This is a genomic window from Dietzia sp. SL131 (assembly GCF_026672565.1).
Lineage (GTDB): Bacteria > Actinomycetota > Actinomycetes > Mycobacteriales > Mycobacteriaceae > Dietzia > Dietzia kunjamensis.
In genome coordinates this window covers 792180-817308 of record NZ_JAPPRI010000003.1, presented here as the reverse complement: position 1 = coordinate 817308, position 25129 = coordinate 792180, and the positions used below count along the sequence as shown (strand labels likewise).

Annotated in this window: 20 protein-coding genes, 1 tRNA gene and 3 pseudogenes; 5 read left to right on the top strand and 19 right to left on the bottom strand. The window is 71.5% G+C overall.

Annotation, left to right across the window (positions count from 1 at the left end):
• Positions 1 to 4: 4 nt before the first annotated feature.
• Positions 5 to 235, bottom strand: a pseudogene (locus OVA21_RS04690) (molybdenum cofactor biosynthesis protein MoaE); the annotation flags it as partial.
• Between the two features lie 52 nt (positions 236 to 287).
• Between OVA21_RS04690 and OVA21_RS04685 the strand changes: the two are divergent.
• Positions 288 to 389 (top strand): annotated as a pseudogene (locus OVA21_RS04685) (dihydrofolate reductase family protein); the annotation flags it as partial.
• A 57-nt stretch (positions 390 to 446) separates the two neighbouring features.
• Here the strand turns inward: OVA21_RS04685 and OVA21_RS04680 are convergent.
• Both OVA21_RS04680 and dnaG read right to left on the bottom strand, forming a co-directional pair.
• Positions 447 to 519: transfer RNA gene (locus OVA21_RS04680), tRNA-Asn, on the bottom strand.
• 81 nt (positions 520 to 600) lie between these two features.
• Positions 601 to 2631, bottom strand: a complete 2031-nt coding sequence (gene dnaG / locus OVA21_RS04675; protein ID WP_067719591.1) for a DNA primase — start codon at positions 2629 to 2631, stop codon at positions 601 to 603.
• 68 nt (positions 2632 to 2699) lie between these two features.
• Between dnaG and OVA21_RS04670 the strand changes: the two genes are divergently transcribed.
• Entirely contained in the window at positions 2700 to 4808 is a 2109-nt protein-coding gene (locus OVA21_RS04670; protein WP_268091904.1) for a TPM domain-containing protein, read from the top strand.
• A 4-nt stretch (positions 4809 to 4812) separates the two neighbouring features.
• Positions 4813 to 6153 carry a serine hydrolase domain-containing protein gene (locus OVA21_RS04665; RefSeq protein WP_268091903.1) on the top strand — a complete coding sequence of 447 codons (1341 nt, stop codon included), beginning with the start codon at positions 4813 to 4815 and terminating at the stop codon, positions 6151 to 6153.
• Positions 6154 to 6174: 21 nt separating this feature from the next.
• On the opposite strand, the gene OVA21_RS04660 is transcribed toward OVA21_RS04665, so the two are convergent.
• The 3 genes from OVA21_RS04660 to OVA21_RS04650 form a co-directional block, all read right to left on the bottom strand.
• Positions 6175 to 7437, bottom strand: a complete 1263-nt coding sequence (locus tag OVA21_RS04660) for a deoxyguanosinetriphosphate triphosphohydrolase (protein WP_268091902.1) — start codon at positions 7435 to 7437, stop codon at positions 6175 to 6177.
• Between the two features lie 77 nt (positions 7438 to 7514).
• On the bottom strand, positions 7515 to 8132 hold the full coding sequence (locus tag OVA21_RS04655) for a YdcF family protein (protein WP_256820742.1): 618 nt from the start codon (positions 8130 to 8132) through the stop codon (positions 7515 to 7517).
• Positions 8133 to 8190: 58 nt separating this feature from the next.
• Positions 8191 to 9585, bottom strand: coding sequence for a glycine--tRNA ligase (locus OVA21_RS04650; protein WP_268091901.1), 1395 nt, complete (start codon positions 9583 to 9585; stop codon positions 8191 to 8193).
• A 187-nt stretch (positions 9586 to 9772) separates the two neighbouring features.
• Here OVA21_RS04650 and OVA21_RS04645 point away from each other — a divergent pair, with 187 nt between their 5' ends.
• Positions 9773 to 10141 (top strand): ArsR/SmtB family transcription factor, encoded by a 369-nt coding sequence (locus tag OVA21_RS04645; protein WP_067719606.1) that lies wholly within the window; start codon positions 9773 to 9775, stop codon positions 10139 to 10141.
• A 4-nt stretch (positions 10142 to 10145) separates the two neighbouring features.
• Complete coding sequence (locus tag OVA21_RS04640; protein ID WP_067719609.1) at positions 10146 to 10562, top strand: Fur family transcriptional regulator; 417 nt, start codon at positions 10146 to 10148, stop codon at positions 10560 to 10562.
• Between the two features lie 19 nt (positions 10563 to 10581).
• Here OVA21_RS04640 and OVA21_RS04635 read toward each other — a convergent pair whose 3' ends face one another.
• The 13 genes and pseudogenes from OVA21_RS04635 to OVA21_RS04575 form a co-directional block, all read right to left on the bottom strand.
• Positions 10582 to 11394 carry an isoprenyl transferase gene (locus OVA21_RS04635; protein ID WP_268091900.1) on the bottom strand — a complete coding sequence of 271 codons (813 nt, stop codon included), beginning with the start codon at positions 11392 to 11394 and terminating at the stop codon, positions 10582 to 10584.
• A complete protein-coding gene (recO, locus tag OVA21_RS04630; RefSeq protein ID WP_268091899.1) occupies positions 11369 to 12166 on the bottom strand; it encodes a DNA repair protein RecO in 798 nt (265 codons plus the stop codon). The genes OVA21_RS04635 and recO overlap by 26 nt, the downstream gene beginning before the upstream one ends.
• A 97-nt stretch (positions 12167 to 12263) precedes the next feature.
• Positions 12264 to 13172 carry a GTPase Era gene (gene era, locus OVA21_RS04625; protein WP_268091898.1) on the bottom strand — a complete coding sequence of 303 codons (909 nt, stop codon included), beginning with the start codon at positions 13170 to 13172 and terminating at the stop codon, positions 12264 to 12266.
• Complete coding sequence (locus OVA21_RS04620; RefSeq protein ID WP_268091897.1) at positions 13169 to 14488, bottom strand: hemolysin family protein; 1320 nt, start codon at positions 14486 to 14488, stop codon at positions 13169 to 13171. The genes era and OVA21_RS04620 overlap by 4 nt, the downstream gene beginning before the upstream one ends.
• A gap of 3 nt (positions 14489 to 14491) precedes the next feature.
• A complete protein-coding gene (gene ybeY, locus OVA21_RS04615; protein WP_007626431.1) occupies positions 14492 to 14974 on the bottom strand; it encodes an rRNA maturation RNase YbeY in 483 nt (160 codons plus the stop codon).
• Positions 14971 to 16107 (bottom strand): PhoH family protein, encoded by a 1137-nt coding sequence (locus OVA21_RS04610; protein WP_268091896.1) that lies wholly within the window; start codon positions 16105 to 16107, stop codon positions 14971 to 14973. The genes ybeY and OVA21_RS04610 overlap by 4 nt, the downstream gene beginning before the upstream one ends.
• The gene (locus OVA21_RS04605) at positions 16104 to 16889 is read right to left on the bottom strand and encodes a 16S rRNA (uracil(1498)-N(3))-methyltransferase (RefSeq protein WP_256820676.1); all 786 of its coding nucleotides are present in this window, start codon (positions 16887 to 16889) and stop codon (positions 16104 to 16106) included. The genes OVA21_RS04610 and OVA21_RS04605 overlap by 4 nt, the downstream gene beginning before the upstream one ends.
• Before the next feature lie 7 nt (positions 16890 to 16896).
• On the bottom strand, positions 16897 to 18060 hold the full coding sequence (gene dnaJ / locus OVA21_RS04600) for a molecular chaperone DnaJ (RefSeq protein WP_119192828.1): 1164 nt from the start codon (positions 18058 to 18060) through the stop codon (positions 16897 to 16899).
• A gap of 53 nt (positions 18061 to 18113) precedes the next feature.
• Positions 18114 to 19154 carry a heat-inducible transcriptional repressor HrcA gene (hrcA, locus tag OVA21_RS04595; protein WP_132061978.1) on the bottom strand — a complete coding sequence of 347 codons (1041 nt, stop codon included), beginning with the start codon at positions 19152 to 19154 and terminating at the stop codon, positions 18114 to 18116.
• A gap of 57 nt (positions 19155 to 19211) precedes the next feature.
• On the bottom strand, positions 19212 to 20399 hold the full coding sequence (gene hemW, locus OVA21_RS04590; protein WP_268093111.1) for a radical SAM family heme chaperone HemW: 1188 nt from the start codon (positions 20397 to 20399) through the stop codon (positions 19212 to 19214).
• Positions 20400 to 21232: 833 nt separating this feature from the next.
• Positions 21233 to 22621, bottom strand: a pseudogene (locus OVA21_RS04585) (WS/DGAT/MGAT family O-acyltransferase); the annotation flags it as partial.
• 168 nt (positions 22622 to 22789) lie between these two features.
• Positions 22790 to 22999, bottom strand: a complete 210-nt coding sequence (locus tag OVA21_RS04580) for a hypothetical protein (protein ID WP_069389696.1) — start codon at positions 22997 to 22999, stop codon at positions 22790 to 22792.
• A 9-nt stretch (positions 23000 to 23008) separates the two neighbouring features.
• A complete protein-coding gene (locus tag OVA21_RS04575) occupies positions 23009 to 25117 on the bottom strand; it encodes a M3 family metallopeptidase (protein ID WP_069389695.1) in 2109 nt (702 codons plus the stop codon).
• Between the last annotated feature and the right edge of the window lie 12 nt (positions 25118 to 25129).

Genomic DNA, 25129 nt, shown 5'->3' with positions numbered 1-25129 from the left:
CAACTCAGCAGTCGCCGACGCCCACCCATTCGGAGACGCCGTCGGTGAAGCGCTGCCGCTTCCAGATGGGCACCCCGTGCTTGAGACGCTCGATGAGCTCCGAACACGCCGCGAACGCCTCGGCCCGATGCGGCGCCACGGCGACCACCACCACCGCGACCTCGCCCACCGGCAGAACGCCCACGCGGTGGACGGCCGAGACGCGGACCGTACGCCCGGAATCGGACGCCGAGGTGTGCTCGACCGCGACCTCGTCGCAGAGCCGGGCGAGAGTGTCCCGGGCCGTGGGGGGAGCGGAGTGTGACCTCGAGCTGCTCGAGAGCCGTACCCTCGACGGCCGGATCCAGGAGCTGATCTACCGGCCCACCCTGCACGCCCCACCCGGCTGACCACCCTGAAATGCAGACCAGGTCAGTGGCTCGGAAGCCACTGACCTGGTTGCTGAGCTCCCCCAATTGGACTCGAACCAATAACCCTTCGATTAACAGTCGAATGCTCTGCCAATTGAGCTATGGGGGATCACTGCTGGCGCCCGGCGGTGATGCCGGATACCGAGAACTCACCTTAGTGCGCCGCAGGCCGACGAACCAAATCGGCTGGTCAGGCGATATCCGGAGTAGCGCCGACCGCCTGGTTCAACAGGCCGCGCCGGTACTCCTCCAGAGCCACCAGATCACCGAACAACGCGGAATAACCCTCCGGGTCCTCGGCGGGGCTCATCCGCTGCACCTTGGACTTGAGGTCCGCGATCTGACCCGAGACCCACACCTCCTGCAGACGCGCCAGGACACCGGAGATGTAGCGGGGCAACGCCTCCTCGGACACGCGCAGCGTCTCCACCGCGAGGCTCCCGACCAGTCGGCGCAGCCCGTCGTCGCCCAGCCCCTCGGAGACCTCGGAGACCCAGTTCGCGCCGCTCTTGCCGGCCGCGCACCCCCCAGCCTTCGACAGCGCCTGCGCGATCGTGGCATAGGCGGGGTGAGTGTAGCACTCCTCCGGCAGCGAGTCGAAGAGCGGCCCGGCCAGCCCCGGGTACTGCAGGGCCGCCTTCACGGCCTCCCGCTGGGGCCACAGCACCGGGTCCGCGGCGGCGGGGATGGGCACGCCCGCCGGCACCTCCGGCGTCTGCGGAGCTGCGCGGCCGCCGGCCTCGTCGTCGTCGTATCCCCCACGTCCACGACCCGCGCCGCCCCCACGCTCGGCGGTGTCCCACCCCGGTCGGGCTCCCCCGCCCGGTCCACCGGGGGCACGCTTGCGCAACCCGGGACCCGACCCTGCCGACCGCGCGCGGCCCTTCTTGCGCGCCTCCTCGCGGACGCGGCGCACCACCGTCGCCGGGTCGTCCCAGCCGACCCAGCCGGCGAGCTGGCGAGCGTACTCGTCACGCAGCGTCGAATCGCGGATGTCCGCCACCACCGGCACCGTGCGACGCAGTGCCTCCACACGCCCCTCGGCGTGGTCGAGGTCGTAGTCCTCGAGCATCGAGCGGATCGCGAACTCGAACATCGGCACCCGCGCGGACACGAGATCCCGCACCGCCGCGTCGCCCTTGTTCTGACGCAGGTCGCACGGATCCGTCCCCGGCGGGGCCACCGCCACGAACGTCCGGCCGGAGAACTGCTGATCCCCCGAGAACGCCCGGAGCGCGGCCTTCTTGCCGGCCTCGTCACCGTCGAAGGTGTAGATGATCTCGCCGCGGAAGTAGTTGTCGTCCAACATCAGGCGCCTCAGCGTCGACAGGTGGTCCTCGCCGAACGCGGTGCCACACGCGGCGACCGCGGTCGTGACGCCGGCCGCGTGCATGGCCATGACGTCAGTGTACCCCTCGACCACGACCGCGCGGCGCTGCGAGGCGATCTCCCGCTTGGACAGGTCCAGACCGAAAAGCACCTGCGACTTCTTGTAGAGCATCGTCTCGGGCGTGTTCATGTACTTGCCCAGCGTGTCGTCCTCGAACAGCTTGCGCGCGCCGAACCCGATCACCTCACCGCCGAGATTGCGGATGGGCCACAGCAACCGGCGGTGGAAACGGTCGATGAGGGTGCCACGCGAACTCGTCTTGGACAGCCCGGCCGCCTCCAGCTCCTTGGGCTCGAACCCCTGGCGCATGAGGTGCTTGCTCATGGTGTCCCAGCCGGCGGGCGCGTATCCACAGCCGAAGTGCTGGGCCTGGGTCATGTCGAACCCGCGGTCGGTGAGGAAGGTGCGCGCCGTCTCCGCCTCCGGGTCCTGCGCCAACCGCTCGGCGTAGAACTTCTGCGCGGCCGCGTTGGCCTGCGCCAGCCGGGACCGCGTGCCGCGATCGCGCTGGATGACCTGCCCGCCACCCTCGTAGGAGATGCGGTAGCCCAGCCGGTCGGCCAGCTGCTCCACCGCCTCGACGAAGCTGATGTGCTCCATCTTCATGAGGAACGCGAAGACGTCGCCACCCTCACCCGTCGAGAAACAGTGGAAGTAGCCGTGCTGCGGACGCACGTGGAACGAGGGGGTCTTCTCGTCCTTGAACGGGGACAGCCCCTTGAGCGAGTCCGCGCCACCTGGTTTGAGCGCGACGTACTCGCCGACGATCTCCTCGATACGGGTGCGTTCGCGGATCGCGGCGATGTCCTGCTCCGGAATCCGCCCTGCCATGACGCCCAGAGTAGCCGCCTCCGGCGAGGACCGGCGTGCCCCCTGTTCGGGGCCGATACGCTGGGGCCATGATCGCCGCCCAACTCCCGCCCGCCGCCGCCCGGCGACCCCGTTCCCGGTTCAGCCAGGCCCCGGTGACAGCGCTCGCGACGGTGGTCGAGTTCCTGGCCTTCGCGCTGGTGTGGGCCGCCCCCGGCGCCTCCGCCGAGCCCCCGTCGAACCTGCAGCAGCAGCTCACCGACTCCGCGGGGGTCCTCGGCGGCGACACCCCCGAGGTGGAGAGCAGACTGGCCGAACTGCGCTCGACCGACCAGATCCAGCTGTGGGTGACGTTCGTCGACACCCTCGACGGAATCCCGGTCGAGCAGTGGACGCAGCAGACCCGGGAACTGTCCGACCTGGGCGCGTCCGACGCACTGCTCGTGGTGGCCGTGGACGAGGGCAGGTACTGGTTCGAGTTCGACGACCCCGAGGCCTCGCCCACTGCCGATCAGCTGACCGCGCAAGAGATCGCCGACCGCGACATCGAACCGCGCCTCGCCGCCGGCGACTGGGCCGGCGCCGTCACCGGCGCGGCCGACGGGCTCGAACGCCAGGGCTCCGGCTCGGAGATCTCGCCGTTCGCCATCCTGGCCATCATCGTGGTGATCATCGCCCTCGTCGCGGCCGTGGTCCTGTTCGCCCGCCGGCGCCGCGCCACGCGGACGGCCAGGCAGGCCGAGGACGCCCGCGACATCCCCGGCGACGACACCGCCCGAATGTCCGCCCTGCCGGTGGAGGTCCTCGACGCGCGCGCCCGCTCCGGGTTGGCCGATGCCGACCAGTCGGTGGACGCCTCCACGGACGCCCTCGAGACCGCCGCAGGCGAGTTCGGCGAGCTGCGTACCCGGCCGTTCCGCTCCGCGCTCGACTCGGCACGAGCCGAGGTCGCCGCCGCGCACGCACTCGTCCAGCGGCTCGACGACGACATCCCCGAGACGCCCGACCAGCGCAAGGCCATGCTGCTCGAGGTGGCCGCCCGCGCCGAACGCGCCGAACGCGGCCTCGAGGGACAGGCCACGGCCTTCGCCGAGATGCGCGACCTGCTCATCAACGGCGCCGCCTCCGTCGACACGCTCACCCGCCGCGCGGTCTCCCTGCGCGCCCGGCTCCCCGAGGCCGAGAAGACCATGGCGGACCTGCGCGAGCGGTTCCCGTCGGCCGTGCTCTCCTCCATCTCCGACAACCTCTCGCTGGCCGGTGAACTGCTCGACGCCGCGGAAGGCGAGACCGTCCGCGCCCGCGCGGCACTGGCCCGGCCGGTGGGCGAACAGGGCGAGGCCGTGGACGCCATCACCTCCGCCGAAGGCGAGCTGTCCCGGGCCGAGAAGCTGGTCAACGGCGTCGAACACGCCGCCGACGACATCGCGACCGCGCGCCGCGACCTCGACCCGCTGATCGAGGAGGTCGAGGAGGAACTGACCATGGCCTCGCGGCTGCTGGCGTCGACCGACGTCAGTGACACCTCCAGCCAGACCCTCACGCAGGTGGCCGCCGCGGCGCGCGAGGCGGTCGACGCGGCCCGCCGCGACGGTCAGACCGATCCGCTGGGGACCTTCTCCCACCTCATCGACGTGGACCGCGACCTCGACGAGGCCCTGGCCGCCGCCGGGCACGAGGCCGAGGCCGCCAACCGCGCCCGTGCCGCCCGCCGGGCCGCGATCACCCGCGCCGCGGGGGCGGTCCGCGAGGCCGACGACTTCATCGGCAGCCGCTCGTACGTGATCGGCCAGGCCGCCCGCACGCGCCTCGCGGCCGCGAAGAGCTCGCTGGCGACCGCCGAGGGCACGGTCGGCCCGGCCGCGTTCCCTGCCGCCGAGCGCGCGCTCAACCTCGCCCGCGAGGCGCTCCGTCTCGCGCAGAGCGACGCCTCCCGGCCCCAGTACTCCGGCGGCTACGGCGGGTACGGCGGCCGGGGCGGCCCGTACGGACGCGGCGGACGGCGCGGGTCCAACACCGGCGCGATGGTCGGCGGCATGGTCGCCGGCGCGCTCATCCAGGGGATGCTCCGCGGCGGCGGTGGCGGTTTCGGATCCGCCCGCGGCTTCGGCGGCGGCGGCCTCGGTGGCGGATTCGGCGGTGGCTTCGGAGGCGGTGGCGGCGGCTTCGGCGGTGGCGGCGCGGGCGGGCGGTTCTGACCCCATGACACGTCGTCGGAAAGTTCTCATCGCGGTGGTCACGGTGGTCGCGCTCCTCGTCGCAGCCGTGGTCGCGGTGGGCGTCTGGTACCGGCCGATGCTGCTCACCGGCACCGGGTACGCCGCCCACAACGCCTGCGCCCTGCACTACCTCGTGGGCCGCGAGGACTACGACACCGACCTCCCGCCCAATCCGCTGGTGCCCGTCATGCGGACATCGGTCGACGAGGAGGCCGGGACCGCGACCGCCTCGGTGCTGGGGGTGGGCTTCCGGCAGACCGCCCACGTCTCCGAGCACGGCTGTGCCCTCGGTGACCGCGCGGCGGGATCGCAGGGCAGTGAGCCGCCCCCGCCGCTGCGCGGGGATGGCCCTCAGGGCATCCGCCTGGCAGAGGCGTCCGACGCACCGGACGAGGTCTCGTCGGCACTGGATGAGGCCGCGGCGCAGGAGAGGACGCGGGGCCTCGTCGTCGTCCATCGCGGCGAGATCCTCGGCGAGCGGTACGCCGACGGTTTCGGCCCCGACACCCGCCAGCTCGGCTGGTCCATGGCCAAGAGCGTCGCCGCCACCCTGGTGGGGCGCGCGCAGGTCGAGTTCCGCGACGCCGACCTCGACCCCGCCACCACCGGCCTGCGCCCCGAATGGACCGACGAGCGGTCGCAGATCTCGCTGGACCACCTGCTGCGCATGACCTCCGGCCTCGACTGGGACGAGGAGTACGACCTGGGCACACCCATCACCCGGATGCTGTTCCTCGAACCCGACATGGCCGCCTTCGCCGCCTCCCAACCGGCCGCCCACGCCCCCGGCGAGTTCCGCCAGTACTCGTCCGGCACGAGCAACATCGTCTGCGACCTGCTGCACGAACGCACCGGGCTGGGGCCGGAGATGGCCGCGGAACTGCTCTTCCGCCCGCTCGGGATGCGCAGCGCCGTCCTCGAGGCCGACGCCTCGGGCGGGTCGGTGTGTAGTTCGTACCTGTGGGCGAGCCCGCGCGACTGGGCGCGGTTCGGTCAGTTCGTGCTCGACGACGGCGAGGTGGACGGACAGCGGCTGCTGCCCGCGGGGTGGATGGATTACGCGACGACCGGGGTCCCGGCGGGCGGCGAGCCCGAACCGTACGGCGCCCAGTGGTGGCTGAACACGGCCGGTGACGGGACCCCGCTCCGGTTCACGGACATGCCGACCGACGCGTTCTGGGCCTCCGGGCACGACGGGCAGTACGTCGTGGTGGTCCCCTCGGCCGATCTCGTGGTGGTCCGCACCGGCTTCTCCCCCGGCTCGACCCTCGACGCGGTGGGCGTGGACCGGCTGGTCGGCGAGGTCGTGCGCGCGGTCGGTTGACGGGCGCCGAGGGCGGGCGGCTCAGCCCCAGGCGGCCTGGATGCCGGCGCTCGCCCGGTCGACCCGCTCGAGCCGGCTCTCGGTGTACAGGGCGATCTGGTCGACGATCACCCGCATCCGCGCGGCGTCGTCCGGCGCCGAATCCCACAGCGGGCGGAGGACCGGGTCGAGGCCCGCGGGCGCGGACTGGGCGAGGAACTCCGCCACCCGATGGATCCGGTCCCGCTGGCGGTCCTGCCGGAGGCGGTGGCCGGGGTCGCTCATGACGTAGCGCACCGCCATCGTCTTGAGCATCACCACCTCGGCCTCGACTTCCACCGGCACCTCGAGACCCGCGCTGTAGCGGCCGTGCGGCCTGGCCCCGTGCACCTCGCGGGTGGCGTGGATGGCGGGCATGACGAACCGGCCCACCAGCTCACTGGTCAGGGCCTTGAGCGCCACGAACCCGGTGAAGCTCTCGGAGAACGGCTGCACGGCGCGGACCACCTCGAGCGCACCGAGACGCCCGGCGGCCTGCTCCAGCTGATCGGCGTCCGGACCGCGGAACTCCTCCGCGCCCAGTTCCGCGAGCGCCGCGACCTCCGACCGGTCGGACAGCGAGCGCAGGTCCAGCCGGCCGGCGACGATCGCGTCTTCGACATCGTGGACCGAATAGGCAACGTCGTCGGAGAAGTCCATGATCTGGGCCTCGAGGCACCGGGTGTCCCCGGGAGCGCCCTGCCGGATCCACGCGAGGGTGTCCGCGTCATCGGCGTAGGCGCCGAACTTCCGCGTCCCCTCCCGCGGCAGCCACGGGTACTTGGTGGCCGCGTCCAGCGCGGCGCGGGTGAGGTTCAACCCCACCCCACGGCCGGAGGCGTCGACGACCTTGGGCTCGAGCCGCGACAGGATCCGTACGGTCTGAGCGTTGCCCTCGTAGCCGCCGAACCCGCGCGCGACCTCGTCCAGCGCCCGCTCGCCGTTGTGGCCGTAGGGCGGGTGTCCGATGTCGTGGCTCAGGCCCGCCAGGTCCGCCAGGTCCGGGTCGCTCCCCAGCCCGGCCGCGATACTGCGGGAGATCTGGGCGACCTCGAGCGAATGGGTGAGGCGGGTCCGCGGGGTGTCGCCGTCCCCGGGGCCGGCCACCTGGGTCTTGTCGGCGAGTCGGCGCAATGCGGCCGAATGCAGGACGCGGGCGCGGTCCCGGTCGAACGGGCTGCGTTCGCTCGCCTTCCCGCGGGCGCGGCCGGAACCCTCGTCGACCCGGCGCTCGGCGTCCGCGGCGTCGTACGCGTATCCCGTCATCCACTTCTCCTCCGGGCGTCACCGCCCCGTCATCCCTGCGGCAGGCCGCATCCGCACGCGCGACCCGCCCCGGCGGTTCAGTCCGGGAAGTCCACACTGCTCCCGGCGAGCCGGTGGTACTGGTACCAGAGCACCGCGCCCGTCTCCCGGATGATCCCCATGATCTGGTTCTCCCGGGTCCACACCGCCGGCCCGTGGCGGGTCGGCGAGGTCCACGCGTCCAGCCCCGCGTCCCGCGCCATCATGCGCGAGCGATACGAGTGCGTGGGGTCGCTGACCAGCACCACCGACTGCCCGCCCTGGTCGCGCACGGTCTGGGCCGCGGCGTCCAGACTGCCCTCGGTGTTGGTCCCGGTCTCCACCGCCAGGATCACCTCCGGGGGCACGCCGAGGCGGGTCAGATAGGCCCGCCCCGACCCGGCCTCCGTGTACAGGTCACCCGGCTGGCTACCACCGACCGTGATGACCTGGGGCGCGACCCCCTCCTCGAAGAGCAGGGCCGCGTGCTCCAGCCGGGCCTGGAACACGGGGGTGGGGATGCCGTTGTACTGCGCCGCGCCCAGCACCACGATCGCGTCGGCCGGAGATCGATCGTCGACACGCGCCACGGACCACACCCGGAACGAGATGAATCCGGGTATGACCAGGCACAACAGCAGTGCGATGGCCAGGAGCCAGCCGACGGCCCTGGACACCGCACGGAGCGGGGACCGGGTTGTTCTTCTCACCCGACCAGTGTGCCAGGGGAGTCCGTCAGCACCCGATCAGGCGCTGGGCGAGGTACCCCTCGACCTGGTCGATCGCCACGCGCTCCTGCGCCATGGTGTCTCGCTCACGGATGGTCACGGCCTGGTCCTCCAGGGTGTCGAAGTCGACCGTGATGCAGAACGGGGTGCCGATCTCGTCGTGGCGGCGGTAGCGGCGACCGATGGCCTGGGCGTCGTCGAAGTCGACGTTCCAGTTCTTGCGCAGCTGGGCCGCCAGATCACGGGCCTTGGGCGACAGGTCCGCGTTGCGCGACAGCGGCAGCACCGCGGCCTTGACCGGCGCGAGCCGGCGGTCGAGCTTGAGCACCGTCCGGGTGTCCACTCCGCCCTTGGCGTTGGGCGCCTCGTCCTCCGTGTAGGCGTCCACGAGGAACGCCATGAGCGAGCGGGTCAGGCCGAAGCTCGGCTCGATGACGTAGGGGATGTACTTCTCGCCCGAGGCCTGGTCGAAGTACTGCAGGTCCTCACCGGAGTGGGTCTGGTGCTGCGTGAGGTCGTAGTCCGTGCGGTTGGCGATACCCATGAGCTCGCCCCACTCGTTGCCGGAGAACCCGAACTTGTACTCGAAGTCGATCGTGCCCGCCGAGTAGTGGGCGCGCTCGTCCTCGGGGACGTCGAAGCGACGCAGGTTCTGCGGGTCGATCCCCAGGTCCACGAACCAGTCCCAGCAGTCCTCGACCCACGTCGTGAAGTACTCGTCCGCCTCGTCGGGCTTGACGAAGTACTCGATCTCCATCTGCTCGAACTCGCGGGTGCGGAAGATGAAGTTGCCGGGGGTGATCTCGTTGCGGAACGCCTTGCCGATCTGGCCGATACCGAACGGCGGCTTGCGACGCGCGGTGGTCATGACGTTCTTGTAGTTGATGAAGATGCCCTGCGCGGTCTCCGGACGCAGGTAGTGCAGGCCGGTCTCGTTGTCCACGGGGCCGAGGAAGGTCTTCATCAGGCCCGAGAACAGCTGGGGCTCGGTCCACTGGCCCTTGTTCCCGCAGTTGGGGCAGGCGATCTCCGACATCGGGGCCTCGGACGGGTGATCCAGCTTCTTCTTGGCGGCGTACGCCTCCTGGAGATGGTCCTGACGCAGCCGGGTGTGGCAGGACCTGCACTCGACCAGGGGGTCGGTGAACGTCTCGACGTGGCCGGAGGCCTGCCACACCTGGCGGGGCAGGATGATCGACGAGTCCAGGCCCACCACGTCGTCCCGGCCGGTGACGAAGGTGCGCCACCACTGCTTCTTGATGTTGTCCTTGAGCTCCACACCCAGGGGGCCGTAGTCCCACGCCGAGCGCGTACCGCCGTAGATCTCGCCACACTGGTACACCAGTCCTCGGCGCTTGCAGAGGTTGACGACGGTGTCGATGACGGAAGCTGAGGCTGCCACGTCGGGGGTTCTCCCTTGGTGAGTCGGTTGGCGGAGGCGTCGGATGGACCACCTCGGCGCGGGCCGGCGCCCGGGCACTTTCACCAGGGTATCCGGTCGGGCCCCCGGGTCTGGGATACTGGGGTCCCCTACCCGATACGACGCCGGCGGCGACCGAGCCCGGGAGCGAGCCCGGAAGGTGGAGACGATGCACAGCGGACCCCGATCGACCGGATCCGACCCGGTCACGGACGTCCACGACGCCGACCACCGGGCCTCCCCGGTCCCCCTGCCGCCCGAGCGGGTGGTGTCCGCGGCCGGGGAACTGCTCCGGGCCCTGTCCGCCCCGCTGCGTATCGCGATCGTGCTGCAACTCCGGGACGGTCCCCGGTGCGTGCACGAGTTGGTCGACGCACTCGGCGTCACCCAGCCGCTGGTCAGTCAGCACCTGCGCATCCTCAAGTCCTCCGGCGTGGTCTCCTCCCACCGGCAGGGTCGGGAGATGCGCTACGAACTATTGGACGAGCATCTGCTCGACATCGTCGAGGCGGCCGTCGGGCACGCCGGGGAGCAGTAGATCCATGACGACACCGGACAAGCCGATCGGCGTGCGGTCGACCCGACAGCGCAGCGCGATCTCCGCTCTGCTCGACGAGTCCAAGGGCTTCCGTTCCGCCCAAGACCTGCACGCCGAACTCCGTGAGCGCGGGGACACGATCGGGCTGACCACCGTGTACCGGACCCTGCAGTCGATGGCCGACGCGGAGGCCGTCGACGTGCTGCGGACCGACTCCGGGGAACTGATCTTCCGCAAGTGCTCCGACTCGCACCACCATCACCTGGTGTGCCGCGTATGCGGGTTCACCGTGGAGGTGGAGGAGCCGGGGGTCGAGGTGTGGGCCCACCGCGCGGGCCGGGCACACGGGTTCACCGACGTCAGCCACACCGTCGAACTGTTCGGCCTGTGCGCGGAGTGCGCGGCGGGCCAGGCGGGCTGACTGACCGGGCGTCCGAGTGTCAGGGGCTGGTGACGCCGCCGAAGCGCCGGTCACGCTCGGCGTACTCCAGGCACGCCGCCCACAGGTCGCGGCGGTCGAAGTCCGGGAACAGCGTGTCCTGGAAGACGAACTCGGCGTAGGCGGCCTGCCACAGCATGAAGTTGGACGTGCGCAGCTCCCCGGACGGCCGCAGGAAGAGGTCGACGTCCGGCATGTCCGGCTCGTCGAGGAACTGGGAGAAGTTGTCCTCCGTCAGGTCGTCGGGCGAGAGCTCGCCGGCGGCCACGCGGCGGGCGAAGTCCCGGGCGGCGTCGACGATCTCGGCGCGGCCCCCGTAGTTCACGCACATGGCCAGGGTCATGACCGTGTTGTCGCGGGTGAGCTCCTCGGCCTCCTCGAGTTCCGAGATGACCGACCGCCACAGCCGGGGCCGCTGCCCCGCCCACCGGACCCGCACGCCCAGCGAGTGCATCTCGTCCCGGCGGCGGCGCAGGACGTCCCGGTTGAAGCCCATGAGGAACCGGACCTCCTCGGGACTGCGCTTCCAGTTCTCGGTCGAGAAGGCATAGGCGGACAGGTACGGGATGCCCATCTCGATGCAGCCCTGCACGACGTCCATGAGCACGGCCTCGCCGCGCTTGTGCCCCTCGGTGCGGGGCAGACCGCGCTCCTGTGCCCAGCGGCCGTTGCCGTCCATGACCAGCGCGACGTGGCGGGGCACGAACTCGGCCGGCATGGCCGGCGGGCGGGCACCCGACTCGTGCGGGGTGGGTGGCCGGACCGTGGTCGCCCGCGGGGCGGGACGCTTACGAAATCTGGGTAGTCCGGGCACGGGACTCCTCTACTGGCTCGACGGGGCCGACCGTGCCGCGGTCGACCAGGGGCAGGCTGCGCAGGTCTCGTTCGAGATGCCACTGCAGGTGTGCGGCGGCGATGCCGGAGGCCTGGCGCACGACGGCGGGCGAGGACACCCCGACGGCGTCCCACTCCCCCGCCAGCAGCGCGGACAGGTGCTCGGCGACACCGGGTGAGAGCATCGCGCATCCCTGCGGGCGGCAGTGCACGCACACGGTCCCGCCGGACGCGACGTGGAAGGCCCGGTGCGGGCCCACCACGCCGCAGCGCACGCAGCAGTCCAGGACGGGCTCCCAGCCGGAGGCGGACATGGCACGCAGGAGGAACGCGTCGGCGACCAGTCCGGGCTCGCGGCGGTGCTCGGCCAGGGAGCGCAGGGCGTTCACGGCGAGGCCGAGCAGCCGCGGGGTGGGCGCCCCCTCCTCGCCCGCGAGGCGCTCGGCGGTTTCCAGGACCACGCACCCGGAGGTGTACGCCGGGTAGTCCGCCACGAGCGGATGAGCCAGGGACTCACGGCTGCTGGCCTGGCGGACGGTCCCGAGCCCACTGCGACCGCGGCCCGGGGCGATCTGCACCTCCACCACCGCGAACGGCTCGAGGCTCGCGCCCATCCGGGACCGGGTGCGGCGCACGGCCCGGGCGACGGCGCGGACGAGCCCGTGCCGCTCGGTCAGCAGGGTGACGATCCGGTCGGCCTCACCGAGGTCGTAGGTGCGCACGACGAGGCCCGTGTCGGTGAAGGGATGCATCCGGGCCTCCTTCCGGGGCGATGTCCGGGCGGGCGCGCACGCGGGTGCATGCGCGCTCAGGTGTCCATTGTCCCACGGGCCACGAGCCGTGGAGAGGCTAGAATCCCAGGCGTCCCAGCATCTTGGGGTCGCGCTGCCACTCCTTGAGGACCTTGACGTGCAGGTCGAGGTACACCTTGGTGCCGAGCAGCTTCTCGATGCCGGCCCGGGCGGTGGTGCCGACCTCGCGCATGCGCGAGCCGCCCTTGCCCAGCACGATCGACTTCTGGCTCTGCCGTTCCACGTACACGGTGGCGTGGACGTCCACCATGTCGTCGCGGCCCTCGTGCGGCAGGATCTCCTCGATCGACACGGCGATCGAATGGGGCAGCTCGTCGCGGACGCCCTCGAGGGCCGCCTCGCGGATGAGCTCGGCCATGCGGCTCTCGTCGGACTCCTCGGTGATGATGTCGTCGGGGTAGAACTGGGGGCCCTCGGGCAGCAGGGTGGCGATGACGTCGGCCACCACGTCGACCTGCTCCCCGGATGCGGCCGACACCGGGACGACCTCGGAGTCCGGTCCGAGGAACGTCGACACGGCCACGAGCTGCTCCATGACCTTCTTCTTGGAGACGGTGTCGATCTTGGTCACCAGCCCGAGCACCGGCGTGGTGGGGCACAGCTTGCGGACCTGCTCGAGGATCCAGCGGTCCCCGGGGCCGATGCGCTCCCCGGCGGGGATGCACAGGCCGATGAGGTCGACATCGGAGTAGGTGTCCTCGACCAGCGCGTTGAGCCGCTCGCCGAGCAGGGTCCGGGGCCGGTGCAGTCCGGGGGTGTCGACCAGGATGATCTGGGCGTCCGGTCGGTGCACGATCCCGCGGATCGCGTGCCGGGTGGTCTGGGGCCGCGAGGAGGTGATGGCGATCTTCTCCCCCACGAGCGCGTTGGTCAGCGTGGACTTGCCCGTGTTGGGGCGGCCCACGAAGCTGACGAACCCGCTCCGGTAGCCCTCGGGGGTGCTCATCTGTTCTCCTCGTCGTGATCCTGGGTGTCGTGCTCGTTCGTCTCGACAGGTGCGGCCACGACGGTGACCACCTTGACCCGTCCGCGCCGGTCGTGGCCGCCCTCGGCGCGCAGGTCGAGCCCGGTGGACACGACGTGCGCGCCGGGCAGCGGGACGCGCCCGAGCTCCAGGGCGAGCAACCCGCCCAGGGTCTCGACCTCCTCGGTCACCTCGTCGGCGAACTCGACGTCCAACAGCTCGGCCACCTCGTCCAGCCCGAGCCGGGCGGACAGGCGGTAGCGTCCGTCGCCGAGGTCCTCGACGGGCGGCACCTCGGTGGTGTCGTACTCGTCGACGATCTCCCCGACGATCTCCTCGAGGATGTCCTCGATGGAGACCAGCCCGGCGGTCCCGCCGTACTCGTCGACGAGGATCGCCAGGTGGTTGTGGTCCCGCTGCATCTCGCTCAGCAGGTCGTCGATCCGCTTGGCGTCGGGCACGAACACCGCGGGGCGCATCACGTCGGCCACCGGGGCGGCGCGCCCGTCCGGGTCGTCGAGCCGGGCGACGATGTCGCGCAGGTAGACGACGCCCACCACGTCGTCGGAGTTGTCCCCGTCGACCACCGGGATACGCGAGTACCCGGACTTCACGGTGAGTCGCGCGGCCTGGCCGACCGTCTTGTCCGACTCGATCCACACCATCTCGGTGCGCGGGGTCATCACCTCGCGCGCGGTGGTGTCGCCGAGTTCGAACACCGACTGGATCATTCGGGATTCGTCGTCGGCCACGACCCCGCGTTCGCGGGCCATGTCGACGATCTCGAGCAGCTCGATCTCGGAGGCGAAGGGACCGTTGCGGAAACCGCCGCCGGGGGTGACGGCGTTGCCCAGGCCGACGAGCAGGGTGGCGACGGGGCCCAGGACGAACCCGGTCACGGTCAGCGGGGTCGCGGCGCCCAGGGCGAGAGAGTAGGCGTGTTGTCGGCCGAGGGTGCGGGGTCCGACCCCGGCCACGATGTAGGCGGCGACGGTGGTCACCACGACGGCGACGGCCAGCGCCCAGCCCGTGGAGTCGATGAGATCGTTGAACACGACGGTGAACAACACCGCCGCGGCCACCAGGCTCAGCATGTGGAGCAGGACGGTGACGTTGATGTACCGCGGCCGGGTGGCGAGCATCTTCGACAGCCGCGTCGCGCCGTGACGGTTCTCCTTGGCCATCTCCTCGACGCGGGCCACCGAGACCGTGCTCAGGGCGGCGTCGAGGGCGGCGAACAGTCCGGCGACGGGGATGAGCACCACGGCCGCGATGGCCGTGAGGATGGTGGTGTCCACGTCTCAGGCGTCCACTCTCGGGGACTCGTCTCGGTGGTCGTACCACTCGCCCAGCAGTTCGTTCTGGAGGCCGAACATCTCCCGCTCCTCGGCGGGCTCCGCGTGGTCGTACCCCAGCAGGTGCAGGCACCCGTGGACGGTGAGCAGCGCGAGCTCGTGCGCGAGGGGATGGCCGGAGCTGGCGGCCTGGTCGGCGGCGAACGCCGGGCACAGGACGATGTCGCCGAGCATGGCCGGTCCGGGTTCGGGCAGGTCGGGGCGGCCTCCGGGCGTGAGCTCATCCATGGGGAAGCTCATGACGTCGGTGGGGCCGGGCAGGTTCATCCACGTCACGTGGAGATCGGCCATCGTGTCCTTGTCGACGAGGGTGATCGACAGTTCGGCGGCCGGGTGGACGTCCATCCGGGCGATCACGAACGCGGCCACGTCGATGAGTTCTGCCTCGTCGACCTCCACGCCCGACTCGTTGGCGACCTCGATGCTCATCGGCGGCGCTGCTCCCTGTTCTTGTGGATGGTGGGTCGCTCGCCTCGTTCGAGACGCGCTTCGTGCTTGGCGTAGGCGTCGACGATCCGCCCGACCAGCGCGTGACGGATGACGTCGCGGGAGGTGAGTTCGGAGAAGTGGATGTCGTCGACCCCGGTGAGGATGTCGCGGACGACCTTCAGGCCCGAGCGCTGCCCGCCGGGGAGGTCGATCTGCGTGATGTCCCCGGTCACGACGATCTTCGAGCCGAAGCCGAGTCGGGTGAGGAACATCTTCATCTGCTCGGGCGTGGTGTTCTGCGCCTCGTCGAGGATGATGAACGAGTCGTTGAGCGTCCGCCCGCGCATGTACGCCAGCGGCGCCACCTCGATCACCCCGGCCGCCATGAGCTTCGGGATGGCCTCGGGGTCCATCATGTCGTGCAGCGAGTCGTACAGCGGCCGCAGGTACGGGTCGATCTTCTCGTGCAGGGTGCCGGGCAGGTAGCCCAGGCGTTCACCGGCCTCGACCGCGGGCCGGGTGAGGATGATGCGGCTGACCTCCTTGGCGCGCAGCGCGGCGACGGCCTTGGCCATGGCGAGGTAGGTCTTGCCGGTGCCGGCGGGGCCCAGTCCGAACACGATCGTGTGGTCGTCGATGGCGTCGACGTATCGCTTCTGGCCGAGGGTCTTGGGCCGGATCATGCCGCCGCGGCGCGACAGGACGTCGGTGCCGAGCACCTCCTCGGGCGTGAGCGGCCCCGAGTCGGCGAGGATCTCCACCGAGCGGCGCACCGAGGCGGGGGTGATCTCCACTCCCCTGCGGGCCTGCCGCAGCAGGTCGGACACGACCCGGGAGGCACGGTCCACGTGGGGCGGATCGCCCGAGATGGTCATGGTGCCACCCCGCACGTGCAGGTCCGCGTCGAGCAGGTCCTCGAGGGCGCGGAGGTTGGCGTCGGCGGTGCCGAGCACCGCCATCGCCAGGTCCGGGTCCAGCTGGACGGCCGTGCGGGCGGAGGAGTCGCCGGTGTCGCGTCGGACGCCACCGGTGTCGGTGGCCGTGGCGGGATCCCGGTCGTTCCCGGTGGGACGGTCGTTTCCGGTGGCGCTGTCGCTTCCTGCGGTGCTTACGTGGATCACTTCCCGTGTCATGGTGAGGTTGGATCGAGTGTAGACCCCGCGGGCGACCATCTCGGTGTGAGAACGCCGAGTGCGGCCAGCGCCACGGTGGCGGCGGTGGAGGTGCGGAGCACCTCCGGGCCCAGGACGACGGGCCGGGCGCCTGCCGCGGTCAGTGCGTCGAGTTCGGCGTCGGAGACCCCGCCCTCGGGGCCGACGACGACGAGGACCCGCGTCGCCGGCGGGCCCGCGGTGACCGCGTCGGCGAAACCGGCGGCGCCGTCCTCGTGCAGGACGAGTACGCGGGCACCTGCGTCGACCTCGGAGGCGACCAGGGCGGCGAGGGCGGTCGAGTCGACGAGGTCGCCGATCTCGGGCTCCCACGCCCGCCGCGACTGCTTGGCTGCGGCGCGGGCGGCGTTGGTCCACTTGGTGCGGCCCTTGTCGACCTTGGGGCCGGTCCAGCGGCTCACGCAGCGGTCGGCCTGCCACGGCACGATCCGGTCGGCTCCGGCCTCGGTGGCCAGCTCGACAGCCAGCTCGGACCGCTCGGACTTGGGCAGGGCCTGCACGACGGTGACCTCCGGGGTGGGGCGTGGGACGTCGACCCGGGTGACGACCTCCGCCTCGACCCTGCCGGAACTCGTCGTCATCACCACACAGTCCGCCACCACTCCCCGACCGTCACCGACCCGGACGGCCTCCCCCACCCGGACGCGGAGCGCGGATCCGGCGTGCCGGCCCTCCGGCCCGTCGAGCACCAGTGTCTCGCCGACACCGGGGACCGTCCCGGCCCGGAACAACGACGGGGTCACGGGCGCCTCAGTGCCCCGCGACGGCGTCGCGCAGGCGGGAGAACAGGCCACCGCGGCGGGCGGTGTCCTCGTTGACGACCTCGGCCGAGTCGCCGTCGAGGCGGCGCAGCTGCTCGACCAGGTCGCGGCGCTTGCGGTCCAGCTTCTCCGGGACCACGACCTCCATGTGGACCGTGAGGTCGCCGGCGCCGCCGCCGCGCACGCGGGGCATCCCACGGCCGGTCAGCGTGACGGTGTGACCGGGCTGGGTACCGGACGGGATGTCGATCGTCAGGGGCTCGCCCACGACGGTCTCGAGTTCGACCTCGCCGCCCAGCATGGCGTCGACGACGGGCACGCGGACGGTGCAGTGCAGGTCCTCGCCGTCGCGGACGAACACCGGGTGGTTGCGCTCGTTGACCTCGATGTACAGGTCGCCGGCGGGACCGCCACCGGGACCGACCTCACCCTGCCCGGACAGGCGGATGCGCATGCCGCCGCCGACGCCGGCGGGGATCTTGGCCGAGACGGTGCGGCGCTTGCGGACGCGGCCCTGGCCGGTGCACTCACCGCACGGGTCGGTGATGATCTCGCCGGTGCCCGCGCAGGTGGGGCACGGGCGGCTGGTCATGATGTTGCCGAGCAGCGACCGCTGGACGGACTGGATCTCGCCCTGGCCCTGACACATGCCACACGTGGCTGGCGGCGTGTCCGTGGCCGACCCCTTGCCGTGGCACTTCTCGCACAGCACGGCGGTGTCGACCTGGATCTCCTTGGTGACTCCGGTGGCGCACTCGTCCAGGCCCAGGGTCACGCGGATGAGGGCGTCCGAGCCGGGCTGCACGCGGCTGCGCGGACCGCGGCCGCCGCCGCCTCCCCCGCCGCCGCCGAAGAAGGCCTCGAACACGTCACCGAGGCCGCCGCTGCCGAAGCCACCACCGAAGCCGCCGCCGCCGTAACCGGCGCCGGGCGAGGAGTCCAGCGGGTCGCCGCCCATGTCGACGACCCGGCGCTTCTCGGGGTCGGTGAGCACCTCGTAGATCGCGGTGATCTCACTGAACTTCTCACGCGCCTCGTCCGACGGGTTGACGTCGGGGTGGAGCTCCCGGGCGAGCTTGCGGTAGGCGCGCTTGATCTCGGATTCCGAGGCGCCCCTATCGACCCCGAGGGTCCCGTAGTAGTCGCGTGACACGTGTGGCCTTTCGTCGAGAGGAAGTTCTGGCTCCGGGAAGGAGCGTACGGACGTCAGCGCCCGGTGATGAGCTCGCCCACGTAGTGGGCAACAGCGGCGACCGAGGCGATTGTTCCCGGGTAGTCCATCCGTGTGGGCCCGAGCACCCCCATCCCACCGAATGTCTGGCCCTCCGCCCCGTACTGCGAGGACACCACGGAGGCGCCGCGGATCTCGGCGGCCTGGGTCTCCGCCCCGATCTGGACGGTGACACCCCCCGGCCCTCCCCGGCCCACCGAGTGGGCCGCGGTGAGCAGTCGCAGGATCACGACCTGCTCCTCGAGCGCCTCGAGGACCGAGCGCAGGGAGCCGTCGAAGTCGGCGGCGCTGCGGGTGAGGTTGGCCGTGCCGCCGAGGACGATCCGGTCGTCGGGATGTTCGACGAGCGTGCCGACCAGGACCGCGACGCAGCGCTCGACCGCGTCGCGGATCTCGGGACGGGCCCGGTCGCCCGTGGAGGTCAGGGCCTCGGAGGCGTCGGGCAGGCGTTTGTCGGCGACGGCCTCGGACAGCAGGGTCCGCAGTTCCCCGAGGAGCTCGTCGGTCAACGGCGCGGCCAGCTCCACCGTCCGTTGATCGACGCGGCCGGTGTCGGTGATGAGGACGAGCAGCAGGCGGGTGGGGCTCAGGCTCACCACCTCGAGGTGGCGCACCGTGGAGCGACCGAGGACCGGGTACTGGACGACGGCGACCTGACGGGTGAGCTGGGACAGCAGCCGTGCGGCCCGCCGGAGGACGTCGTCCAGGTCGACGGCGCCCTCGAGGAAGGCCTGGATCGCCCGGCGTTCCGCGCGCGACAGCGGGGTGATCTCCTCGATGGAGTCGACGAAGTGCCGGTAGCCCTTCTCCGTGGGGACCCGACCGGAACTGGTGTGGGGTTGGACGATGAACCCCTCGGCCTCGAGCACGGCCATGTCGTTGCGGATGGTGGCGCTGGACACGCCCAGTGAGTGCCGGTCGACGAGGGCCTTGGACCCGACCGGTTCGTGGGAGGCGATGTAGTCTGAGACGATCGCGCGTAAGACGTCGGTCCTACGATCGGCCGTACTCGACATGCTCGCTCCTCCCTGTCCTCGTCGTGGCGATTCTATGCCACTTCCCGGGCCGACGGTTCAGACGAGGACGTCGCGCACGACCCCGTCGGCCAACAACCGGCCCGCCTCGGTGAGCGCGTAACCGGGGCCCGCGGGATCGCCGGCCGGCCGTCGCCGGAGCAGCCCGGCCGCCACCTGGGTGTCGGCGCGGGTCCGCTCGTCGGCGGTGAAGGCGCCGTCGCCGAGCCCCTCGGCCAGGCGGAGCCCGGTCATGATGCGCTCGATGTGGCGGTCGGTGTCGGTGAGGAGTTCCCCGCCGTCCACGGGCAGCCGGCCCGCGTCGCACTCGGCGGCGTAGCGGGCGGGATGCTTGACGTTCCACCACCGGGCCCCGGCGACGTGCGAGTGCGCGCCCGGCCCGATGCCCCACCAGTCGCCGCCGCGCCAGTAGCCCATGTTGTGGCGGCAGTATCCCGAGGAATCGGTGGCGAAGTTGGAGACCTCGTACCAGTGGAACCCGGCGCGGGCCAGACGCTCGGCCACCTGCTCGTAACGGTCGGCCAGGACGTCGTCGACCGTGCCCGGCATCTCACCGCGGCGGATGCGGCGGGCCAGCGCGGTACCGTCCTCCACGATCAGCGAGTAGGCGGAGACGTGGTCGACCCCGGCGTCGACGACCGCGTCGAGCGTCCGCGCCAGGTCGTCGTCCGTCTCCCCCGGGGTGCCGTAGATGACGTCGAGGTTGACGTGCTCGAACCCGGCCCGCAGGGCCTCGGCCACCGCCTCCTGCGGTCGTCCGGGGGTGTGGGTCCGGTCGAGGACGCGCAGAACGTGGGCGGCCGTCGACTGCATGCCCAGGGAGATGCGGGTGAATCCGCCCTCGCGCAGTCGGGCGAAGAACTCCGGCGAGGTGGACTCCGGGTTGCTCTCGGTGGTGACCTCCGCGCCGGGCGCCAGCCCGAAGGTCGAGTCGATGCGCTCGAGCAGGCCCACGAGGACGTCCGCGCCGACCAGCGACGGGGTGCCGCCGCCGATGAAGACCGTGTCGACCTGCGGGGGCGTGCCCGTCGCGGCCAGGGCCTGCGCGGCCCGGTCGATCTCGATAGCCGCGGCCCGTTCCCAATCGACCGGGGAGGTCGCCGAGCCGAGTTCGCCGGCGGTGTAGGTGTTGAAATCGCAGTATCCGCACCGGGTGGAGCAGAACGGCACGTGGAGGTAGATGCCGAAGGGCGCCCGCGGATCGCGGGTCGGGGGCGCACTCGCCAGTGTGGCGGGGTCGTGGGGCGCGGCGGTCACACCTGACCGGTCTGGGTGTCCGATGAGGTCTCATCTCCAGTCGGGTCCGGGGCGGGCAGGGTCTCGATCGGCGGGGTCGGTGTCGCCGAGATCTCGTCGTCGCCAAGGACTGTAGCCGCGGGCGCGCTGTAGGTCGGTGCCTGGGCGGCATCGTCGGGGGTACCCGGTCCCGCGGGAGCCTCCGGCGCGGTTGTCCGACGATCGGGCCCGGCCGCGGTCTGCGTGGGCGCGGTCTGCGTGGTCGCGGCCGGTGCGCTGTATGTCGGCGTCCCGGTCGTCGGGCCCGCCCCCGCCTGCTCGGTGGGCTCGGATCCCGCCGGTGTGGTGCCTGCGGGCTTGGACCCCGTCGGTTTCGCCGCCCGCTTCTGACGTGAACTCCTCGTGGCCGGGGTCTTTCTTGCCGAGGCCTTCTTCGCAGGCGCCTTCTCGGCCCGGGTCTTCGTCGCCGAGGTCTGCTTCGCGGCCGCCTTCTTCGCCGGAGCCTTCTTGGCCGGGGCCTTCTTCGCGGGCGCCTTCTTGGCCGGAGCCTTCTTCGCAGGCGCCTTCTTCGCAGGCGCCTTCTTCGCGGGCGCCGTCGTGGCACCCGCCTCTCCGGCGGCGGGCCGCGAGGCCGCGTCCGCGCCGGACTCGTCCTGCGTGGCCTCCCGGGTCGAAGCGCGCTCGCGTCCGATCTCCGCCGTGGCCTTGGACCCCGATTTCGCGGACTCCTTGGACGCCTGGCGGGCAGCACTGCGCTGCTCCTTGCGCTCCTGCGCCAACTCGCCCGCCGATTTGCGCGCGGCGGTGGGGGTGCCGCTCTTCTCCCGCTCCTCCGCCGCGACGACGAACTCCGCCAGGGCGTCCTCGACCGCGTTCGCCAACGGCCAGGGATCCGGGACGAGGTCACGACACCCGATGAACCCGAAGTGCAGACTGCCGTCCAGCGACATCACGGTGCAGTTGAGGCCCGCGCCGTGGAAGACCGGGCCCAGGGGCAGCATCTTCTCGATCTTCGCGCCGAGGAAGTACAGCGGGAAGTTGGGGCCGGGCACGTTCGAGATGACGAGGTTGTGCACCACGGGGTGGCGCTCGGACAGCCGGAGTCGCGAGTACATGCGGACCGCGGAACCGAACACCGAGGGCGCCGCGAACTGCGCCCAGTCGGTGAGCAGGTTGGCGTCCAGCGCGTCGGTGTGGTCCTTGGCGACGGTGTTGGCGTCGCGGATCGCCTCGAGCCGACCGACCGGGTCGTCGATGTCGGTGGCCAGGGACATGAACATGCCCGAGACACGATTGGTGCCGGGGCGCGACTCCGCGGCGTGCACCGACATGGGGACCATGGCGATGAGCGGCTTGCGCGGCAGTGCGTCGCGGTCGTCGAGGTACTTGCGCAGAGCGGTCGAACAGACGGCGAGCACCACGTCGTTGACCGTGGTGCCGAACGCGTTCTTGACCCGCTTGATGTCCGCCAGGTCCACACTCGCGTAGGAGATCGACCGGTGTCCGGTGATCGTGCGGTTGAACGGGGTGCGCGGGGCGGTGAACGGCGCGGGCATCGCCAGTCCCTTGCGGGCGCGGTTGATCCAGGACGGGAGCACCCCGACCGTCCCCGGCAACAGGGAGGCGAGTCGCCACGGCGTGGCCAGGCGCGACAGGGCACCACCGACGGCGAGCTCCAGGGCGCCGGATCCACCGGCGGTCTCCTCGACCAGCTCCTCGTCGAGCTCCGGCTCGTCCGGGGAGAGGGTGCACAGCTGCGAGAGCATGTTGGCGCCGGTGACGCCGTCGACGGTCGAGTGGTGCATCTTGGCGAAGACCGCGACCCGGCCGTCCGGCAGTCCCTCGATGACGTACATCTGCCACAGCGGCATGGACCGGTCGATCGGCTGACTGCCCAGGTGGGCGCACAGTTCGGCGAGCTCGTGGTCCCCGCCGGGCTCCGGTATACCGACGCGGTGGAGGTGGTGGTCGATGTCGAAGTCCTCGGCCTCGACCCACACCGGATGGTCCACGTTGAGCAGCGAGTCGTGCAACTTGCGCCGGAACGGCGGCATCGCGGTGATCCGACGTCGGAGCTCGGCTCGCAGGGCCTCGAAGGAGTACCCGTCCTCCATCCCGGAGACGTCCAGGACGATCAGCCCGCACACGTGCAGGAGCTGGGACCTGGTCTCGAAGTAGAGGAAGCTGGCATCGAGCCCACTCAAGCGCTGCATGTCGAGGAGTGTACGGCCGGACGGCGCCGCGTGGCGGTGGTTGGAATTCCGCGGCGATCGCGGAATTCCTGCCGTGGAACGGGGGTCAGAGCACCTCGACGAGGACCCATGCGATCACGACGAGCGCGATCAGCAGGACCAGGGCGAGTGTCACACGCGACCGGGGCATCAACGGACCTCCTTCCGGGTCTCGACGGTCCTCGGGGCGACGAGCGCCCGGAACCGGTGGACGAGGACATCCGCGCCCTTCTCGACCGCCACCGCGACGAGGAAGAACAGCGGGAGCCCCATCACGAGCAGGAGCATCACCTGCAACGGGAACGGCAGGGTGGCGAGCCAGAGCTCGACTCTGTCCCAGAACTGCAGGAACGCCGTCACGTCCCGATCCTACGACCGCCCGGCGGTGGCGACCCCGTGGCCTCCCACCACCGAGGAGTCGAGCCCACGCCGACGCAGCAGCGCGGCGGTGCTCGGCTCCGACCCCCGCATGCGGCGGTAGGCGTCGAGGAAGTCGATGGCCCCGCCCCGGGACAGCACCTCGCGCCGCATCCGCTCGCCCGAGGACCGCGTCAGGCCCCCGCTCTCGACGAACCACTCGGTGGCGTCGGCGTCGAGCACCTCGGCCCAGAAGTAGGAGTAGTACGCGGCGGAGTACCCGCCCGCGAAGATGTGCTGGAAGTACCGGGACCGGTAACGCGGCTCTATGCCGGGGACGTCGAGACCTGCCTCGGCGAGGACGCGGGCCTCGAACTCGTCGACGTCGGTGACGGCGTCGGCCTCCTCCGGCGACAGGGAGTGCCAGGCCAGGTCGAGCAGTGCCGCCCCGAGGTACTCCACGGTCGCCTGCCCCTCACCGAAGCGCTCGGCCTCCCGCATTCGCTCGACGAGGTCCTCGACGATCGGCGCCCCCGTCTCCACGTGCCGGGCATAGTGCGCGAGCATCTCTGGTCGACGCGCCCACATCTCGTTGACCTGGGAGGGGAACTCGACGAAGTCCCGGGGCACGGAGGTGCCGGAGAACACCGGGTACTCCACGTCCGACAGCAGCCCGTGCAGGGCGTGCCCGAACTCGTGGAACATCGTGGTGACCTCGTCCATCGTGAGCAGCGTGGGCTGCCCCGCCGCGGGACGGGCCAGGTTCATGACGTTGACGACGACGGGCCGCGAATCCAGGAGCCGGGACTGGTCGCGGAACGAGCTCATCCACGCCCCGCCGCGCTTGGTCGGGCGGGCGTAGTAGTCCAACAGCAGGAGCCCCACGCCGGCGTCGGGCTCGGCCCGCTCGTCGTCGAACACCTCGATGACCCGGACGTCGGGGAGGAACCCGCGCAGGTCGTTCCGCTCGGCGAAGCGCAGCCCGTACAGCTCGGATGCCGCGTGCATCACCCCGTCACGCAGCACCCGCTCGAGCTCGAAGTAGGGACGGACGGTCGCGTCGTCGACCTGGAACCGCTCGGCCCGCAGCCGCTCGGACGCCCAGGCCCAGTCGGCCGGGTTCAGTTCACGGTCGTCGCCGCCGAGCAGGTCCTTGGCCTCGTTGCGGGCGTTGGTCACGGCCGCGTCGACCACGTCGAGCAGCAGCCCGCGAGCCGCCTCGGGCGATCCGGCGGTCTCTACCGCAATGACGTGCTCCGCGTGGCATCCCAGCCCGAGCAGCCGCGCCCGCTCGGCGCGTAGGCGGACGATCTCCAGCACGACCGGGGTGTTGTCGTGGCCCGGCGTCGCGCCCCGACCGAGTGAGGCCTCCATGACGCGGTGGCGCAGACCGGCGTCGTCGAGCAGGGCGCTGATCGGCTGCACGGTGGGAAGCCCCAGTGGGATCAGCCACCCCTCTCGCCCCGACTCGGCGGCGACCGCGGCGAGCGTGGACCGCATGGACTCCGACAGGCCCGCGAGTTCGGCCTCGTCGGTGACCGGCACGGCCAGCTCGGCGGTCGAGGCCAGCAGGTTCTCGCCGAACTCGGTGGTCAACTCGGCCAGCCTGGTGTCGATGGCGGTGAGTCGGGCCCGGCCGGCGTCGTCGAGGGCGGCGCCCGCGCGCAGCAGGTCGCGGTGGTGGCGGCGCACGAGCCGCTCCGTCTCGTCGTCGACCTCCAACTCCCCCGCCTCCAGAGCGGAGAGCACCGCGTCCACCCGGCCGAACAGAACCGGGTTGGTCATCACCGCGGAATGGTGCGCGGCCAGCAGCGGCGAGACGACCCGGTCCACGTCGAGGCGGGCCTTGGTGGCGTCCGGGCCGAGCAGGCCGTAGAACACCGCCAGCACCCGGTCCAGGGCCAGGCCCGAGCGCTCGAGGGCGACCACGGTGTTGTCCACGGTCGCCGACTCCGGGTTGGCGACGATCGCGGCGACCTCGGCCGCGTGGTCGTCGATCGCGGTCCGGATGGCCGGCTCCAGATCCTCCTCCCGGATGGCGGCGAAGTCCGGCAGGCCGTACGGCAACGGCGACTCGTCGAGCAGCGGATGACGGGAGGCCTCGGGGCTCGGAAGGGTCATGTGCGGGAGTCT

What these genes read in the sequence shown, in the direction of transcription:
- hrcA (WP_132061978.1), bottom strand. Translation starts at nt 19,154, where the DNA reads ATGTCGAGTACGGCCGATCGTAGGACCGACGTCTTACGCGCGATCGTC.
- OVA21_RS04670 (WP_268091904.1), top strand. Translation starts at nt 2,700, where the DNA reads ATGATCGCCGCCCAACTCCCGCCCGCCGCCGCCCGGCGACCCCGTTCC.
- OVA21_RS04665 (WP_268091903.1), top strand. Translation starts at nt 4,813, where the DNA reads ATGACACGTCGTCGGAAAGTTCTCATCGCGGTGGTCACGGTGGTCGCG.
- ybeY (WP_007626431.1), bottom strand. Translation starts at nt 14,974, where the DNA reads ATGAGCATCGAGGTCGCCAACGAGTCGGGCGTGGAGGTCGACGAGGCA.
- dnaG (WP_067719591.1), bottom strand. Translation starts at nt 2,631, where the DNA reads ATGGCAGGGCGGATTCCGGAGCAGGACATCGCCGCGATCCGCGAACGC.
- recO (WP_268091899.1), bottom strand. Translation starts at nt 12,166, where the DNA reads ATGCATCCCTTCACCGACACGGGCCTCGTCGTGCGCACCTACGACCTC.
- OVA21_RS04610 (WP_268091896.1), bottom strand. Translation starts at nt 16,107, where the DNA reads ATGACACGGGAAGTGATCCACGTAAGCACCGCAGGAAGCGACAGCGCC.
- era (WP_268091898.1), bottom strand. Translation starts at nt 13,172, where the DNA reads ATGAGCACCCCCGAGGGCTACCGGAGCGGGTTCGTCAGCTTCGTGGGC.
- OVA21_RS04660 (WP_268091902.1), bottom strand. Translation starts at nt 7,437, where the DNA reads ATGACGGGATACGCGTACGACGCCGCGGACGCCGAGCGCCGGGTCGAC.
- OVA21_RS04640 (WP_067719609.1), top strand. Translation starts at nt 10,146, where the DNA reads ATGACGACACCGGACAAGCCGATCGGCGTGCGGTCGACCCGACAGCGC.
- OVA21_RS04645 (WP_067719606.1), top strand. Translation starts at nt 9,773, where the DNA reads ATGCACAGCGGACCCCGATCGACCGGATCCGACCCGGTCACGGACGTC.
- OVA21_RS04575 (WP_069389695.1), bottom strand. Translation starts at nt 25,117, where the DNA reads ATGACCCTTCCGAGCCCCGAGGCCTCCCGTCATCCGCTGCTCGACGAG.